Genomic DNA, 17,993 nt, shown 5'->3' with positions numbered 1-17,993 from the left:
TCAATAGCAGGTTGTATGCCTGGCTCACCCACACCAGCTCACGCAGTTCTCTCAGCCTTCTGGCATCCACAGCTTCCGTCCTGTGGGAATCATACGAGTCCAGATCGTATTTGGTGGGCAGTGCGGCAGCTTTTAGGCGGCAGGAATAGTTTTTGCTTTCCCTGCCCTGGATCTCCCTGGCAAGGCAGTCCAGCAGGAACTCCGAATAGGTCAGTTGTTTTTCCTGTGCCTGGTGGATTATCATGCCCATATGTTCGGCCAGGTTGGGCAGTTTCAGCCGTCGCGCATATTCCACCAGTTCCTTCTTACGTTTTATCATGGCCGTGAAGGATTTCATTGTAAGACTGCATCAGTCCGGTTTGCTGCGGCAGGCAACTGTCCGGCCTGCCTGTTTCTTTTTCCCGGCTCCTGTACACGAGTTCACACAGGCTTTTAACGGATTCACCGTTGTATATGCCTTTGTCAAGGCATATGTGAACTGCCTCTATCAAGGTATCCTTGTCATAGCCCGGCATCATGCGCAGGACCACTTCCAGATTGTCCCTGTAATATCGTTCCTTTTTTCTCTTGAGGTTCTCCATCCACAAGGCTACCTCCCGGTTTCCGGATACATAGACAAGGATGCGTTCGGCCAGCTTCCGTGCCCCGGTACTCTTCGGCCTTCTGTGTCTTTCATCATAAATCGTTTTCCCTTTCCGGGTGCAGACGGAATGCCTGGCCGCAAGTTTTCCGGTCTCCTTGCTGTAGAGTTCCACATATCCTCCGTCTTCCTGCAGCCAGACCGTCACCTGCCCGCTCCGGTAGGTCCCGCATGGCAGGCTGTAGTAATTCCCCCGGTACTGGACCGTGTTATCCTTGCGCACGTGATACTCCTTCATCTGTTCCTGCGGTGGCTGCGGCACGCCATAATAAGGTTTCAGGTATCCTTTCTCCAGGGTGAACTCATCAGAGGGGACCAGACGGGTGGTTCCGTGCACTTTTCCGTTACCGGTCCTTTCGAGCCACCGCAGGGCTTCCTCATTCAGACCGGAGATATCCCGCAAAACACGGGCCACCAGAAAATTCTCTTTCACGTACTTCACCACATTTTCCACTTTCCCTTTGGACTCGGGGTCTGACCTGCGGCAGAATACCGGCTGGAAATGCTGCTCTTTTATGAATGCCTGAAATTTTCCGGTCAGTATCAGATCCCCCAGGTTCTCGTGTGCTATAAGCACCCTGTCCTGGTCATAGATAATCTTTTCAGGCCTTCCCCCGAAATACTCGAAGGCCAGTTCATGGGCATAAATCGCAAGTTCCGTATCAAAAGGACGGCTGCTGAAGTGGATAAACTTATAACGGGAGCGCGTCAGTACGATAGCGAAGAAGTAAACTTTCGTGCTTCCGCCATTCTTCACAGGTATCCACTTCTCCCCGAAATCCGCCTGGGCGTATTCCCCATAGGGGGTCTCCGGCAACTTTTCGTAATCACGCCGTATCCGGGCCTCAGATTTTTTCCCGATACCGTACTTGCTGCGTATCCTGTCCACAAAATTGAATACGGTCTTGTCACATACCCGAGGAAAATCCGGATAGCATTCCTTGAGCCAGTCATGCATACGGGCGGCCGATATGTACGGGTATTCTTCCAACGTACCCCGTACATACTCTTCGTACTTTCCCAACCTGAGTTCATACTCGCGGTGGGAATTCTGCTTTCTGATAAACTCTTCCCGGCTTGTCCGCAGATATCTCCGCACAGTGCTCCGGTCCACGCCCAGATATTTTCCGATCTGTGTCTTGTTCAGTCCTTTCGACTGAAGTTCTCTTACCTTGTACCACATATACAGTTTGTCTTTTAAATTTTGGCTCTTTGTTTCCATTCCGGTGTCTGTCTCTTTGTTGAGCCGGCAAAGATAGACATTCTCGCAGGGCAGAAAAATCATGCCCTTGTAAAAGTGGGACATACGACTTTCCGGTTTTCCACTGGTAAAGTTACAATTTACAGGTACATAAAAAGCCCTGTTTCAGGAAACTGTCTTTTATATTAATTCATTTTATTTTTTCAAGAAAATGTTTCTCTATATAGAACTATTTACTTATATTTGCATCAAAATGAAAGTAATGGGAGCAAAAGCTAAATTTGATGTGGTATTGTCACCGGAAGCAAGTGATTTCCTGAATGGATTAGGTTCTAAAATCAGAGATAAGATTGTTTATAACATTCGTAAATCGACATATATCATAGATCCTAAACTTTTTAAAAAACTGGATGATACGGATATTTGGGAATTTAGAACAAGACACAGTAATACTCAATATCGCCTGCTGGCATTTTGGGACAAGACGAGCGATATGGATACTTTAGTAATCGCTACACATGGGTTTATCAAGAAAACCCAAAAAACTCCATCAAAAGAGATAGCAAAAGCCGAAGAAATAAGAAAAGCATATTTTAACTCTAAAAAAAAATGATATGAAAGATATGAAGTTTTACACCCTTGAAGAAATAGAGGATAAGTATATAGGGGAAAAAGGTACTCCTAAACGGGATAAATATGAAGCGGACCTGCATTCGTTTCTGATTGGTGAAGCAATCAAACAAGCCCGGCAATCAAAGAACCTGACCCAAGAGGAATTAGGCAACCTGATCGGGGTGCAAAGGGCGCAGATTTCCCGGATCGAGAACGGGAAGAACCTGACTTTTTCTACTATTTCCAGAGTTTTCAAGGCTATGGGAATAAGCGCAAAACTTGAAATTGGCAATTTAGGAAAAGTTGCTTTGTGGTAAGCCCGAATATAAAAAATAGTCTATCTTCCATGTATAGGCTATTTTTTTATAATCAGTTCCTTTTTGCTTTTGACATCCTTTTCCTGAGCTCTCTCCATCAAGCGGAAAACCGCCGGGTAAAATGATACCTGAAACTCCACCCGCCCCGAACAAGGTATGTTTCTAATTCACTTCTTATATTTCGAACATTCCGTTACCACCCTGATAACTTCATTTATCTGCATATAAGAAGCGGAAACATCCGGTAAAGAAACCCATCTGAAGATTAGTTTCCGTTTTGCCTGATAGCATATCCCCCGTTTCAGATACCATTTTGCAAAGTAAGCATTCGATAAACTCCCCCTTTTATTCTAAAAATGTGATGTTACTTTTGTAGCCAAAGTAAAAAACTCAATCATTATGTCACATCAATGGAGAATGGAAGATTTTGAATCTATTTATGCCCGTTTCAAGTCGAGCGGACTGTCAGTTATGGATTTTTGTTCGAATGAATGCATTCGTCCTAAACGTTTCTATGAGTGGCGTTCCAAGCTGTTGCGCAAAGGCGGCTTTATCCCGGTGAAGGTAAACAATAGGGGCCAGGTCAGTCTTCCCCATAAGGAGAAATCCCAGTTGTCTGCACCTCCGGTCAGCCCACCGATAAACGCCCAGCCGCTATGTGAGATCTCCTATCCCAATGGTGTCACAGTCCGCTTGAACGGGCCTTTGTCACCGGAGGTATTGCAAACCCTGATATTTTTAAATTCAAACCGCTAGCTTATGTTTTCTTTGAATGAATCCAACAGATATTATCTTTATCCGTATCCGGCAGACATGCGTAAGAGTTTTTATACGCTTAGCGGTATCGTGACCAACCAGATGGGAAAGAATGTACGTGACGGTGACGCTTTCATTTTTATCAATGCGAATTGTACCTGTATGAAAATCCTCCATATGGAATATGGTGGTCTGGTGATATACCACATGAAACTGGAACAGGGGCACTTCCATCTGCCGGTCATAGATACGGAGGAAGGTCGGATAAAAGCGATTGAAACCTTCTGGAACGACCTTGTGATGATGGTTCAAGGAATGGACGGCAGCAAGGTCAGGCGTTATAAAAGAAGTGGTTTCCATGGGTTGTAGTTGTAACAAATTATAACATATACAATGCCGTATTCCGGCTGTTTTTTTAGTATCTTAGCATCATAATTAAACGATTATGCCAACCGATAAGGAATTACTGATAAAGGATCTCATGCACAAATGCGACTGTCTGTATAGAGAAAACAGCCGGTTGAAGGAGATGGTGTCCACACAGCCCCCTGAAGCTGCGGACAAGGATGCGTATGAGGCTTTATTGTCCGACAAGGATGCCATAATCGCCCAAAAGGAAGCAAAAATCAACACTCTGGAACAACGTGTGTCCTATCTTGAGCGGCAGTTGTACGGGAAGAAGGCGGAAAAGTTCATAAAGCCTGACGCCCAGGACCGCTGGCTGGATTTTGAAGGCTTCGACATGCTCCCCCAGGAGGCCGAAGCCGCGGAGGAGGCGGAAAAGGAACTGAAGGCTACCAGGGAGGCGATCATCGCCCGCAAAAAAGCGGGGAGGCAACATCCTGCGAGAAAATCCCTTCCGGAGAATCTTGAGCGTGAAGAGGTTCATATATATCCCGAAGGGTATAATCCGGAGGAGTGGACGCTCCTTCCCGGAGAGGAAGTGGCCGAGATCCTTATGCACGAGCCCGAGAGGTTCTATATCCGCAGGATAGTGCGCCATACAGCCAAAAGGAAGGGTACGGACGAGTTCAAGACCGGCCCGCTTCCCGTCATGCCGATAGCAAAGAGCTATGCCTCCGCCTCATTGCTGGCAGACATGATGATAGGCAAATACGTGGACCACATACCGTTCCACAGGCAACTGGAACAGTTCAAGCGTGTGGGGGTACATCTCCCCGCGTCAACGGTCAACGACTGGTTCAAGGATGTGGCGGATCTGCTAAGGCCCCTGTACTTCCGATTATGGGAGCTGGTGATGCAGACTGACTACATACAGTCGGATGAGACGACAATCCCCGTGATGAATGACGAGAGACACAAGACGGTCAAAGGTTATATCTGGCTTGTGCGCAGCGTCATGACCGGGCGCCAGTTCTTTTACTATGACAAGGGCTCCCGGAGCGGAAAGGTGGTATTGAAACTCTTCGGCAAGTTCCGGGGAGCCATACAGACGGACGGGTACGAAAGGTACGAGATGCTGGACGCGAAGAAAGGCATTATCCTTCTTGGCTGTTGGGCCCATGCGCGCAGACATTTTTGGGAGGCAAGAAAGAATGACATGCAACGTGCCGACTATGCACTTGCACAGATACAGCTGCTTTATGACGTGGAGCGCAAGGCTGACGATGAATGCCTGACCTATGAGCAGAGGGCTGAACTTAGGGCACGTCTTGCATATCCCATACTTGTGCGCTTCGAGAAATGGCTGGTCAATGAATATCCCAAAGTAATGAAAGGCAGTCCGATCGGAAAAGCCATAAAATATACATACGGAAGGTTCGACAAACTCTCCAGGTACCATCTTGACGGTCGCTACAGACCGGATAATAACGAAATAGAAAATAAAGTGCGGCCTGTCGCGTGCGGCAGACGTAATTACCTGTTCTGTGGCAATAATGACGCCGCTGAAGATGCAGCGGTACTCTACTCGTTCTTCGGCTGCTGTAAGGCTGCCGGAGCGGACTTCCGGACGTGGCTGGTCTACTTCCTCGAACATATACATGATTATGACGATGACTACTCGATGGACCTGGCCGAATTGTTACCTGACAATCTGTTATCCGGGGGCAAGATATTATCCATTGCACGACCGGAATCCCCCAAGAAAGGCTCCTGATACTTCCGTAAATCCCGCCTAAACACGGGGAAACTATCGTTTTATACCAATCAAGACGGGAAAATAAAGAATAAAGCACCGTTTTTATCTTCATTATCCCCGATAAATAGGGAAAATAAGGGGAAGAATACCCTTTTATACCAATTATGGCGGGAAAGCAGGGATAAAAATACCGCTTTATCACAGGAAAATAAGGGACATTTTATCAATTTGCTATAATTGGTACAGATCTGACATTTTGTATTTCTTGATGTCTCTACATCGTGCTAATCGGAGGGATGACCGGAACCGGAATAGAAAAAACAAAATCTGAACTGTTTTATCAAATCAAAGGAAAAGTGAAATCACGATTCTACTATCAAAAAGAATATTTTTACCCACTTACGATTTACTCTTGCATAGAGATATTTCAAAAAAGGAACATAGCTACATATTTCTTCTTTCTTAATTTCATTGCCAAATAGAACATATAAAAGATTATTTTCACACTCTTAGCAGTGATTTAGAGCGTCTGTTGACAGAGAACTAACAACTTGTTTTCAAGAAATTAATTTCGTATCTGTACGAAGTTAACTTCTTGAAGACACAAAGTTAACATTCTGATTTTAGCCAGTTAATATCTTCCGGTAGCAGTAATGAATTTATATACATTACTTTTGCCAATACAGTATATTATTCCTCAATTTATTCATATTATCTTCTATTTGTAGGATAGGAGATAAAATTACAGGATTCTCAAACGAATAAAACACTATCTTTTTGCATCATATCTTATACTATCACTTACTATATGTCCAATTGTACATTTCAAAAATTAAAAGGAATATATCAAAAAATAAAACTATATTTGTAAAACCTATAAAATTTAAACCACATGAAAAATATTTTTTTAACAATTGGAATATCACTGTTTTTTAATGGCAGCCTATATGCTCAGTCCGATAACTGGTCTCCTAAGGATCATAATTTAATCACATCTGCACGTGAGGACGGGCGATTCTTAAGTTCTTATGGTGTAGTGCACGCTATGCTCAGAAATACTAAGCCACGTTATGCTTTTCATGATGACTTCTCTCCCAAAGAATTTCGAAAATGGCAAAAAGGACTTCGCCATGCGATGGAAGAAATAATGAGATTTCCTCAAATAAGAAATTCTCCTGCTCCTGTTTGTATAAAAAGAGAACAGCGGGAAGGTTATCAATTAGAAAAATGGGAATTTTATCCGTTTCCTGAATGCGTTTCTACTTTTCTTGTTTTAATACCTGATAATATAAATAAACCCATACCTGCCATTTTATGTATTCCCGGTTCTGGAGGAAATAAGGAGGGACTTGCAGGTGAACCGGGGATAGCTCCCAAATTGGACGACCGGTACAAAGATCCGAAACTGACCCAAGCCCTCAACTTTGTAAAAGAAGGGTATATAGCGGTAGCAGTAGATAACCCGGCTGCCGGAGAAGCCTCAGACCTGGAGAGATATACTTTGGGCTCTAATTATGATTACGATGTTGTATCTCGCCATCTCTTAGAATTGGGATGGAGCTATTTGGGATACGCTTCATATTTGGATATGCAGGTTTTAAACTGGATGAAGACCCAGGATCATATTCGTAAAGATCGCATTGTAGTAAGTGGATTTTCTTTGGGAACCGAACCTATGATGGTATTGGGTACGCTTGATACTTCAATTTATGCTTTTGTTTACAATGATTTTTTATGTCAAACTCAAGAACGGGCGGAAGTGATAACTATGCCTGATAAAAACGGACGCCGTCCATTCCCTAATTCCATACGTCATTTAATACCTGATTTTTGGAAAAATTTCAATTTTCCAGACATCGTAGCAGCTTTGGCACCCCGTCCTATCATACTGACTGAAGGGGGATTAGATAGAGACTTGAATCTTGTGAGAAAAGCGTATGCTATAGCAGGCGCTCCCGATAACGTGAAAGTATATCATTATAAGAAATTCGCAGATCCGAATACACGAAAAAATGTAAAATACTTACCTGAAGGACTGGATCGTAATGAATATTTTCGAATGGTAAATGTAGATGGTCCCAATCATTATTTTAAATCAGAACTGGTTGTACCATGGTTGAGAGAATTATTGGAAGAAAGATGAAATGTAGTAATTGAAACCTAAATAAACAATCAATTTAAAAGAAAAGCGGAATACACATTACGTGCATTCCGCCCTCTATCATAATCGCATATTGAGAAATACCTATCGGTTATTATTTGTATCCCGGTGTTTGCTTTAGTGCGGGGTCTTTATCCAACATTGTTTTTTCAATTGGCCACAAAAGTTTATGCGCTTCTGTAGATTTATTCAATATCGGGGCATCTCCCAAAAGACTTCCTTCTTTACAGAAAACCAAAGGTGTTCCTCCCTTAGTCAAAGTCATACGTCGTAAATCCCACCAACGTTGTCCTTCTTGGATAAATTCTTTATCCTTCTCGTGTAAAATAGCTAATTCATTAGCTGTAAAATCTGCCGTTTCCGGATATGCATACAGAGTTTCATCCCATGCATTGCCATAAGCACGTTTTCTTACCAGGTTGATGTATTTGGCAACAGCTGCATTATCTCCTTCCATGTTTGCTATTTCTGCAAGAGTAAGATAAACCCACGGCAGGCGATAGAAGATATAGTCACCACAGTAAACACGGGCTCCCTGTGCATTTACATAACCTATATTTTTACGTACATGTGTTCCATAGAGAGATAACTCACCTGTTTTGCCATCTTTATTGTATGAGGCAATAAAGGTCGCTTCCTTACGGGTATCTGCATCATCAAAATTTTGATAAACAGCTTTGTTGTATTCATACGTCTGATTACCAGTATTCTGTATGTCTAAAGCATCACCAAATACTTCACCGTTGGCTTGATATCTGTTTTTGGTACTACCGCTACCTACATTATAAGTAAATGTACCATTACTATTGGTTGCTTCACCTTCTAAGAAACGAATGGCAAATATAATCTCGTCATTTGCCTTGTTTTTGGCATTGAATACTTGTGAAAAGTCATCCAACATTTTCAGATTATAATTATTCAATACACTTTCAAGGTGGGTTTTAGCTATAGTCAGATCAGCAGGATTTGCTACGTCATCACCTGTGGTTACTTTAGAAGTCCACAAATAAACTTCTCCCATTAAACATTCGGTTGCAGCTTTTGACCAATATACCTTTTTGCCACGTTTGTATGGATCAAAATCATTCATATTTCCAAAATACTCCATCGATTTGTTCAAATCGCTTTTTATTTGAGTCATTACTTCTTTGGGGGTCGAACGGGCCATATACAGTTTGTTTGGATCAATAACTCCTTCAACAACATCAGCCGTCAAGCGCAAAGGTACCCCGCCATAGATGCGGTATAGATCAAAATAGTAGAAAGCACGTAAACCGTACACTTCTCCCAAATAGAAGTTTTTCATTTCATCGGACAGATAGGTGGCATCTGTAACACGTGCTATGAAAAGATTCAAGTTAGTAATACGGCCGAATAAATCTCCGAACTTACTTACTCCGGTATGTGTCTCATCAAAATTTTGCAAAATAATATCACCATTACTAACCGCCATACCATCACTACTTCCACCAATTATGAAACGTCCACCACGAAGTTCTCCAAAAGTGATTGTATGTTGCCATGCGGCATCGCGTAAATGCTTGTGAATACCGTCTATATAGGCGGTAGCCTGAGCTTCTGTTTTCCAATATGACCCACTTCCGTAGTAATCAATCGGAGACAGATCCAATTTATCGGCACATGACGTTACTAACAGCCCCGAAGATGCCACCAGTAAACCATATAATATTGTAGATTTTATTCTTTTCATATATTTTTCTTTTTAAATCAGTTAACCATTAGAAAGTTACATTCAATCCAAACAGGAGGGTTCTTGGTAAAGCATATCCTGAACCTGCACTTGAAACCTCAGGAGAAGCTACATTAGCCGATGTGATATATCCCAGATTCTGTCCGGTGATTGACACATCTACCTTTTGACAATAAGCCTTGTTTGCCCATGCTTTAGGTAAAGAATAGCTTAAAGATATTTCACGGATAGCCAAATAATTACCTTTGTATGCAAATATCGTAGAATTACGATAATAGTTTGCATTCATAGCTTGGTCAGCGTATACAAATCGCGGATATTTGGCATTCGGATTCTCTTCAGACCAAGTATTGAATACATCTTTGGTCGTATTGTAAGTTCCTTGCATACAACCCAAGAACCAAGGGGTAGTATTGTCATAGATCCAGTAATCCAATGCGAAGTCAAAGCGGCCGTACAGTTGGAAGTTTTTCCAGCGCAATGTGGTGTTGAAACCACCAAACCAATGCGGATTTGTATTTCCTACAACAATCTGATCGTAATTATCAATCATGCCATCACCATTTATATCTCTCCATTTCGCATCTCCGGGTTGAATGGGCAATGCATTCTTTTGTTCTGCAGCACTCAACTTTTTCCAGGCTTCCGGTCCATACATCTTTTTACCGAAAATGTTACCGGATGTGACTACCAAATCTCCGGGGATTTCATCCCAACTGCGATAGAGACCATCGGCTTTATATGCGATCAAAACCCCCGGCTCATAACCTTCCTGATTACCACCGACCCAAATCTTTTCATATGTGCCATCAGATAATTGCTTTCCACTGTATATTTGAGATGCATTCTGTTGATTGCGAATTAAGCCATTATCCGGCAATGAAACTATTTTGTTTTTGTTGAATGATATGTTTCCGCCCAAATCCCAACTCCAATCTTTTGCCTGTATAATTTTACCTGACAGTTCTATTTCCACACCACTATTACGGAATTTTCCGTTATTGTTCTTAATTGACGAGAAACCTGTTGTAGATGGTAAACTTAAGTCGGCATACTTGTCTGAAGTTAAGCGATTATAATAGGTAAAGTTTGCGTTCAGGCGATTCTCAAAAAAGCTCATATCTATACCGACTTCTGCAGTACGGGTTTTTTCCCATCTCAAACCTGGATTAGGCAAGACACCGATTAAGAAACCAACGTTTCCATTGTATTTTTGAGAATTATAAGATCCCTGTAAATCATAAGCTCCAATTCCAGTCGCATTACCATTCACACCGTAGCTGGCACGTAATTTACCAAATGACAAGAAGGGTACAGCATCCTTCACAAAACTTTCCTGACCAAATATCCATCCAGCTGATACTCCAGGGAAAAATCCCCAACGGTTATCACCTAATAGAGAAGAATAACCATCCTGACGGAAAACAGCAGAAAGCAAATAGCGACCTTTATAATCATAATTCAAACGTCCAAAGTATGAAAGGATACGATAATCACTATGTCCCGAGTCGATAGAACGCTTTCCTTCTCCATTATCTGTCAGTGACAAATCAGAGAAGTCGTCTGTAGGAGCTCCGGAACCGGATGCACTAAAACTGCGGCTATATCTATCAAAATATTCCATACCCAACATAACAGCCACATTATGATCTTTAGCGAAAGTTTGATTATAGTTTAGTACTACGTTGTAGGTTTGAGAGAAATTTCTGGAGAAGCTGGCTGAAGAACTACGTGTTCTTGCAAACTGCCCTGGCGTATTTTCATAATCTTTTGTAAAACTTTCAGCTAAAGACTCAGAATAATACCAATTAGCAGTTCCTTTCACAGAAAGATTCTTCAAAATATCAATCTGGAAAGCCTGTACCATGGTAAATTTATCACTCTGATTAAAATTCCACCATCTGTCGGGCTGATAGTTCTGGTTTCCATCGCCATAATTAGGACCGAGGACAGGATTTCCGTCTTCGTCCTGGAAGCGAACAGTGGGAGGTGTAGACATAATACGCCCGAAGTAGTTGCTTTCATTGGTTTGTGATCCCGGCATGTTTTTCCAATTTGCACGATTATAATTGAAATTGGATGAACTGGTAAGCCAATTCGTAATTTTATAACTGGCATTCAGAACAAAGCTATAACGCTCATAGAATGTCTTGATAGGAAGTCCCTCCTGACGGTTATAGCCTAATCCTGCATAGTAAGTACCCTTATCATTACCCCCGGACATATTGATATTATAGTCCTGAGATATAGCCGGATTATTCAGGTTATAATCTGCCGGGTTTGTATCTTTATATAAAATGGTTTTGCTGGGATCCAGAGGATCCGGCATTTCTTGCCATCCTTTCTGTAACAGATAGGCATTATCTGCCGTTTTATTCATAATATTCCAAGTCATCTTATCATTCAACGTATTACCGGTACCAAATGGGGAAGCGGTTGTTAAGTTATCAAGTGGAGCTATAGATACATACGATCCATCTGAGGTTGTAAATCCGGATTTACTATAGCCGGTACGTAACACATTGATATAATCTTTTGCTCCTAAGAATTCATATGGATTATTCACATAACTCAACCCCATCTTGGCTTTGAAGTTGATTTCACGACGTCCTTCTTTACCTGTTTTTGTAGTAATCAAAATTACGCCATTACTTGCTCGCGCACCATAAATAGCGGTTGCTCCGGCATCCTTCAAGACTTCCATGGATTCAATATCCTCCGGATTGATATCCTGCATACCGTCACGCAATTGTCCGTCTACAATAACCAGAGGGTCACCTGAACCATCGAAGTTAGTACCGCCACGAAGCGTTACTTTAGGAGCTGCACCCGGGCTACCAGAGGCTTGGGTAACCTTCAAACCTGCAACTGCTCCGGAGAGTGCCTGAGCGGGGTTAGAGAATAAGCCGACTTTCAATGCTTCATCTTTTACCTTTGAAATAGAGTTAGTAACCTTCGTACGTAGCTGTTTACCGCCATAACCTGTTACGACCACTTCATCCAGCATTTCAGAATCTTCCTTCAACTTAATATTAAAAGAATTTCTGCCCTTTACATCAATCGTTTGAGGCTGATAACCAACATAAGAGACTTTGATCTTTCCATTGGGATCGACCATTAATGTAAACTTGCCGTCAATGTCGGTAATTACACCATTGGTAGTGCCGACCTCGACAACACTTGCTCCGATGACTGTTTCACCGCTAGCATCTGTAACCACACCTGTGATTGATTTCTTTTGCGCCATAGCCCCGATGGAACATAACAAGCACAAAATCAAGAAGATGGTTTTCTTCATAAGTATTGCTTTTTGAGTTAATAATAAAGATGTTTATATGTGTTTTTAAAACTATTTACTAAGTTCTATCGGAACCACATCAAATTATCACCCTCAAATTACTAAATAAGCAATAGCATTATATTCCTACAAATCAAATACTTAATCCCATACCAACACATTAATTATCAATGTATGATGTACGTATTTAATTCATTTAGAGCAGTATCATAATAGTCATCCCTCCACTTAAAACATAAGCATTATAAAAAAAAGTATAATACTGATTATAAGTCATATATAATATCAAAACAGTGTTTTGCAACACCACAATATCTACTTCTCTCCTACCCCTTATACAAATAACAGATTAAAAGTCCAGTAGTGATGATATAAGTTTACAACATGACTGACAATAAAAAGAGGTTGTGTCAAAACGTTGGCACAACCTTTTTTCTGCACAAAGCCCAGACTTTCTCAAGCCCGGGCTTTGTTATTACCCAAAGTTTTTGTAACTTTAGGCATAAAGTTTTCGTTATGGCAAAGTTACATTTTCGTCCTTACATTCCCAACCAAACCGTTCTTTTTCCACAAAGAATTGATGAAAACATAGCTGCGAACGCCCCGGTGCGCATTGTCAATGCTATTGTAGATAATCTCAATCTTGATAATTTCAAGAAGCTTTATAAGGCAACCGGTCGTTGTCCTTATCATCCTAAAATGATGCTTAAGGTGATTATCTACGCCTATATGAACAATATCTATTCGTGCCGTAAAATAGAGAGTCTTCTTTTGCGTGATATTCATTATATCTGGCTTTCCGGCAACGAGCATCCGGATTTTATTACCATCAACCGTTTCCGTAATCGTGTAAAAGAGGAAATAAATACCGTATTCACGCAATTGGTTCTTGTCCTTGCCGATAAAGGTTTCATCAGTCTTAACGTGGAGTATATCGATGGCACCAAGATTGAGTCCAAAGCCAACAAATATACTTTTGTCTGGCGCAAGACTGTCGAAAGGAACCGTCCAAAGCTGATGGATAAGATTCGCATCCTTCTGGAGCAGGTGAATGAGGCCATTGCACAGGAGAACTCCGTACAAGACACGCCCGTTCAATTCACTCCCTCCATGCTCTCAGACATAGTGGATGAACTTAAAGAAGCCCTGGAACACCACCCGATAACAAAGGATAAGGAACAAAAGAAAGCCCTGCGCGAAAAGAAGAAACAGATCAGGGAACTCGAGGGGTACCGTGATAAGCTGCTAGAATACGATAATCACCTTGATACCCTGGGGGAACGTAATTCCTATTCTAAAACCGATCCTGATGCCACATTCATGCGCATGAAAGAAGACGCCATGAGGAACGGGCAGACCAAGCCCGGATATAATCTGCAAACAGGTACCCAGAACCAATTCATCATAGACTTCCGGCTGTTTCCCAACCCTACCGATACACTGACCCTCATACCTTTTTTCCACTCCTTCCGGCACCGCTATAACCGCTTACCCAGTATCGGTGTGGCAGACTCCGGTTACGGCTCGGAAGAAAATTACCGGTTCATGCAGGAGAATGGGATAGAAGCCTTTGTCAAGTACAACTACTTTCATAAAGAACAGCGTCCCCATTATACTCCCAATCCATTCCAGGCGGAAAGTCTCCATTACAATGCGGAAGAGGATTATTACGTTTGCCCTATGGGACAGCACATGAACCGTATAGGAACCAAATGTGACAAAACAGCGGGCGGATACATCACCGAAAGTGCCCGGTATAAAGCAAAAAGATGCGAAGGTTGCCCTTTGCGTGGCAGTTGTTTTAAAGCCCGGGGGAACCGTATTATAGAAGTCAACCACCGGTTAAATCAATACAAACGGCAGGCGCGGGAAAGGCTGCTCTCAGAAGAAGGTATCAAGCATAGAGGCAGGAGGTGTGTAGAACCGGAGGCTGTGTTTGGACAAATGAAATACAACATGGCATACCGACGCTTCCGGCATGTTGGAGAAGACAAGGTTACAATGGACTTTGCTTTCTTTGCTATAGCCTTTAATATCAAAAAAATGTGTGCTAAACTGCTAAAAGCAGGGAAGGGGCTCATTACAGTTGTCAAATATATGTTTATCGGACTATTTATAACCCGGTATAATTGGAATATAGCAACTTGTTGCCAAATGGATGAAAAAAAGCAGCATAGGCAAAAGAAAATATAGCAGAACTGTAAACTATAAAAAAAGGTTGTGCCAACGTTTTGACACAACCCCAATTATATAACTCAACTATATGTTTTAACTAACTACAATTTAACTTTTGCTATCAATTTACGAATCTTACCTTGTCCTATAAGAGGAGCATGAGGATCCTCCGGATATACTATCATGAATTGCCCAGGAAGCAAATCAACAAAGGTGGTAGGTACGTCAGAGTAAAGAGCACAATCACCACTCGCTTCATAAGGTTTCACTTCATTTTTCAGATCTTCAATAGCCTTCCAACCAATGGTCTCAGTACCTTCCAATAAAATATGTACATCAATATAATCGCGATGTAGTTCCAAAACTTGCTTGTCACGTGCAACACACTCAGGATTCACGTTATTGATAAATAAGTTATCACCGTCTATCTCAATTCGTCCTAATTCGGCATGAAATAAATCATGTGTTTTTACGTAATCAAACAGAGTTTTAAACAGTGGGTGGAGTCCTTCCACCCGTTGACTGTTTTGCAAATTAGATACAATCATTTCCTTTTATTTTTTATTCCATATTATCTGTCTTCGGACGCAGGAAGTAGAGTTGCACTGCCAAAGCAATAAATACAATGATAGCTAACATGGCAAAACCTAAACCTAAATTTCCTCCATCGGTCCACTTACCCAACAAATCTGTGATAAACGCTCCTGCAAATACTCCGGTCATATTCATGATACCATATGCTGTCGCACGGTACTTTGAAGAGACAAACTGACAAAGAATAGGCATATTATTAGCATCAAAAATACCATAACCGATACCAAATAATAGTCCGGCTCCCACAACAGCAACAAAACTATGCCCGAATCCCAATAACAATAAAGAAGGAATAGTCAATCCCAAGCCTATTGCACCGGTATATACACGACCACGGATGTTCTTTTGTACCCATTTGTCAGAAAGGGTACCACCTAGAATCACACCAATAAATGAAGATAATGCAATCGTGATAGTCGACATAGGTCCGGCCTGTGACATTGGAATATCAAGATTTTCAGCGAACAGAGTAGGCAACCAATTCTTAGTAGCCCAACCCGGCAAACTAGGTGCTGCAAAATAAAGTAATATCACCCAGAAAGCTATGTTACTGAACAGCAACGACAAACCTTTAAACAAACCAGCTTTCTCACCATTTTGAGATGAAGGTTCCGGACGGTCTACTTTAACATGTTCTTTCTTATCTCTTAAAAATAATACCAGAACAAAGGCATATGCAATACCAATAATACCAAACCAATGGAAAGTGGTATGCCACGAGAAAGCGGCGGCGACAGTGGCTCCAAACCCACCAATAGCCTGTCCGGTATAAAGACCAGTCATGTGGATACCGACCGCTAAAGAACGCGACTTTTCAGTATGATAATCGGCAATAAGAGAAAGACCGGCCGGAATATAAAGAGCTTCGCTCACTCCCATTAATGCACGTAGCCAAAAAACCTGATTAAATGTTTCTGCGATACCCATCAAATAGGTTACAAAAGACCAGACAAAAAGACTGCCGACAATCAGCCATTTACGATTCAATCTATCGGCAATCATACCGGAAATCGGGCTCATAAGGCCATAGATCCAAAGGAAAACAGCCATTAAACGGCCAAAATTGGTTGCCGATTGAAGTTCCACAATATCTACCTGCATAGCATCTTTCATTGTGCTAAGCATTTGTCGGTCCATATAATTGAGTAGGGCTACCCCCCAAAGGAGGGCAACCACTATCCAAGGATAAATTTTTGAGTTTTTCATGATAAACATAAGAGGTTATTTTTCTGACAGTAATTCCTGACAAAGTGCATAGCCTTTCGTCATCATTCTAGGAATGTGGAATGGTCCCTTAAACAGATTTCCTTTCGCAGGCTGAGAAATCGTTCCGTCACGATGGAGATACCCATACCATTCACCAAACTCTGCGTCAGGAAAATGGGCATAAGTCCAGTCACTGATCTGTTTATGCATAGCCAGATATTTTTCATTTTTAGTAGCTTGATACGCATATAAAGTTGCGATAATCGCTTCGGTCTGTGGCCACCAGAACTTCATGTCATGGGCATAATCTTGTGAAGGCAGGTTTCGACAATCACGGAAATTTATAATACCCCCGTATTCTTTGTCCCAGCCCCACTCCCACGACCAATCTAGAATCGTTAGTGCTGTATCAACCATTTCCTTATCCCAATTGCGATTCTTGGCTTCTTCCAAAATAAACCATGAAGTCTCGATACAATGGCCGGGATTAATGGTACGAGTGGCGTTCGTATCTATAAACTCTCCATTGGGACCTACAGTCTCAAGCAGAGCTTTAAACTCCGGATGCATGAAGTCTTTGCGCAGAATCGCTATAGACTCCTCTATTTGCCGATCCAAAACCGGATCGTTAATAGCGGCGCGAATGCGGGAAGCTACATTGATAAGAATCATAATAATAGAATGTCCCTTCATCTGTACACGTTCACAATACTTGGGCTCCAAGATTCCCGGAGTCGAAAGGAAGTGACGGATATCATTGAACAATTTCAAAGCTTTTACAGCATAATTATGATCTCCTGATGCAATGGCATATTCGGACATTGCAATAGCAGCAAATGTTTCAGAAAAGACATAACGACGTTTACGAATAGGTAATCCGGTCTCGGTTACTTCAAAAAACATACGTCCATCCGTATCAAAACAATGTGCTTCTATGAAATCAAGAGTGCTTTTCGCAGCTGCCAACCATTCAGTATTACGCTCAATGTGATTATATGCATATGAACATGTAAAAGCAAATCTCCCTTGGAACCAAACAGATTTGGTGGTATCCATCAACTGACCATCACGGTCAACGCAGGTATAAACACCTCCGTTCTTGCGATCCCAACCATATTTCATCCAAAAGGGCATGATGTTGCTTATCATGTCATTTTTATAAGAGTCAGACCAAGTCTGTAAATATTCTGTAGTATTCATAACAATCGCAGTATTAGTTTA

14 protein-coding genes are annotated in these 17,993 nt (G+C 41.8%); 7 read left to right on the top strand and 7 right to left on the bottom strand.

What is annotated here, in order from left to right:
- On the bottom strand, positions 1-319 hold a 319-nt coding region (locus FDF36_RS17645), incomplete at its 3' end, for an ATP-binding protein (protein WP_310503403.1).
- The gene (gene istA / locus FDF36_RS17640; protein ID WP_220392248.1) at positions 306-1,862 is read right to left on the bottom strand and encodes an IS21 family transposase; all 1,557 of its coding nucleotides are present in this window, start codon (positions 1,860-1,862) and stop codon (positions 306-308) included. The genes FDF36_RS17645 and istA, both read right to left, overlap by 14 nt.
- A 241-nt stretch (positions 1,863-2,103) precedes the next feature.
- On the opposite strand from istA, the gene FDF36_RS17635 reads away from it, so the two are divergent.
- The 6 genes from FDF36_RS17635 to FDF36_RS17610 all read left to right on the top strand — a co-directional run bounded on the left by FDF36_RS17635 (position 2,104) and on the right by FDF36_RS17610 (position 7,770).
- A complete protein-coding gene (locus tag FDF36_RS17635) occupies positions 2,104-2,454 on the top strand; it encodes a type II toxin-antitoxin system RelE/ParE family toxin (RefSeq protein ID WP_220392247.1) in 351 nt (116 codons plus the stop codon).
- A gap of 1 nt (position 2,455) precedes the next feature.
- Entirely contained in the window at positions 2,456-2,770 is a 315-nt protein-coding gene (locus FDF36_RS17630) for a helix-turn-helix domain-containing protein (RefSeq protein WP_009292197.1), read from the top strand.
- 399 nt (positions 2,771-3,169) lie between these two features.
- Entirely contained in the window at positions 3,170-3,526 is a 357-nt protein-coding gene (gene tnpA, locus FDF36_RS17625; protein WP_044272576.1) for an IS66 family insertion sequence element accessory protein TnpA, read from the top strand.
- Positions 3,527-3,529: 3 nt separating this feature from the next.
- Positions 3,530-3,895 (top strand): IS66 family insertion sequence element accessory protein TnpB, encoded by a 366-nt coding sequence (tnpB, locus tag FDF36_RS17620; protein ID WP_044272573.1) that lies wholly within the window; start codon positions 3,530-3,532, stop codon positions 3,893-3,895.
- A 76-nt stretch (positions 3,896-3,971) separates the two neighbouring features.
- Positions 3,972-5,645: an IS66 family transposase gene (gene tnpC / locus FDF36_RS17615; RefSeq protein WP_220392239.1), complete on the top strand. Its 1,674-nt coding sequence runs from the start codon at positions 3,972-3,974 to the stop codon at positions 5,643-5,645.
- 874 nt (positions 5,646-6,519) lie between these two features.
- The gene (locus tag FDF36_RS17610) at positions 6,520-7,770 is read left to right on the top strand and encodes an alpha/beta hydrolase family protein (protein ID WP_220392238.1); all 1,251 of its coding nucleotides are present in this window, start codon (positions 6,520-6,522) and stop codon (positions 7,768-7,770) included.
- Between the two features lie 112 nt (positions 7,771-7,882).
- On the opposite strand, the gene FDF36_RS17605 is transcribed toward FDF36_RS17610, so the two are convergent.
- Positions 7,883-9,499 carry a RagB/SusD family nutrient uptake outer membrane protein gene (locus FDF36_RS17605; RefSeq protein WP_220392237.1) on the bottom strand — a complete coding sequence of 539 codons (1,617 nt, stop codon included), beginning with the start codon at positions 9,497-9,499 and terminating at the stop codon, positions 7,883-7,885.
- A 28-nt stretch (positions 9,500-9,527) separates the two neighbouring features.
- On the bottom strand, positions 9,528-12,797 hold the full coding sequence (locus tag FDF36_RS17600; RefSeq protein ID WP_220392236.1) for a SusC/RagA family TonB-linked outer membrane protein: 3,270 nt from the start codon (positions 12,795-12,797) through the stop codon (positions 9,528-9,530).
- A 516-nt stretch (positions 12,798-13,313) separates the two neighbouring features.
- Between FDF36_RS17600 and FDF36_RS17595 the strand changes: the two genes are divergently transcribed.
- Positions 13,314-14,990 (top strand): IS1182 family transposase, encoded by a 1,677-nt coding sequence (locus tag FDF36_RS17595; protein WP_220392235.1) that lies wholly within the window; start codon positions 13,314-13,316, stop codon positions 14,988-14,990.
- Between the two features lie 83 nt (positions 14,991-15,073).
- Here FDF36_RS17595 and FDF36_RS17590 read toward each other — a convergent pair whose 3' ends face one another.
- Genes FDF36_RS17590 through FDF36_RS17580 form a run of 3 tightly spaced genes read right to left on the bottom strand, consistent with a single transcriptional unit; the run spans position 15,074 to position 17,972 of the window.
- Complete coding sequence (locus FDF36_RS17590; RefSeq protein WP_220392234.1) at positions 15,074-15,520, bottom strand: NanQ anomerase/TabA/YiaL family protein; 447 nt, start codon at positions 15,518-15,520, stop codon at positions 15,074-15,076.
- Positions 15,521-15,533: 13 nt separating this feature from the next.
- Positions 15,534-16,772, bottom strand: coding sequence for an MFS transporter (locus FDF36_RS17585; protein ID WP_220392246.1), 1,239 nt, complete (start codon positions 16,770-16,772; stop codon positions 15,534-15,536).
- A gap of 15 nt (positions 16,773-16,787) precedes the next feature.
- Positions 16,788-17,972 (bottom strand): AGE family epimerase/isomerase, encoded by a 1,185-nt coding sequence (locus FDF36_RS17580; protein ID WP_220392233.1) that lies wholly within the window; start codon positions 17,970-17,972, stop codon positions 16,788-16,790.
- Between the last annotated feature and the right edge of the window lie 21 nt (positions 17,973-17,993).

The sequence above is a fragment of the Bacteroides fragilis genome, assembly GCF_019583405.1.
In the GTDB taxonomy this organism is placed as follows: Bacteria; Bacteroidota; Bacteroidia; order Bacteroidales; family Bacteroidaceae; genus Bacteroides; species Bacteroides fragilis_B.
Note: the sequence above shows the minus strand (reverse complement) of the source record. Positions and strands in the feature narration are given on the sequence as shown.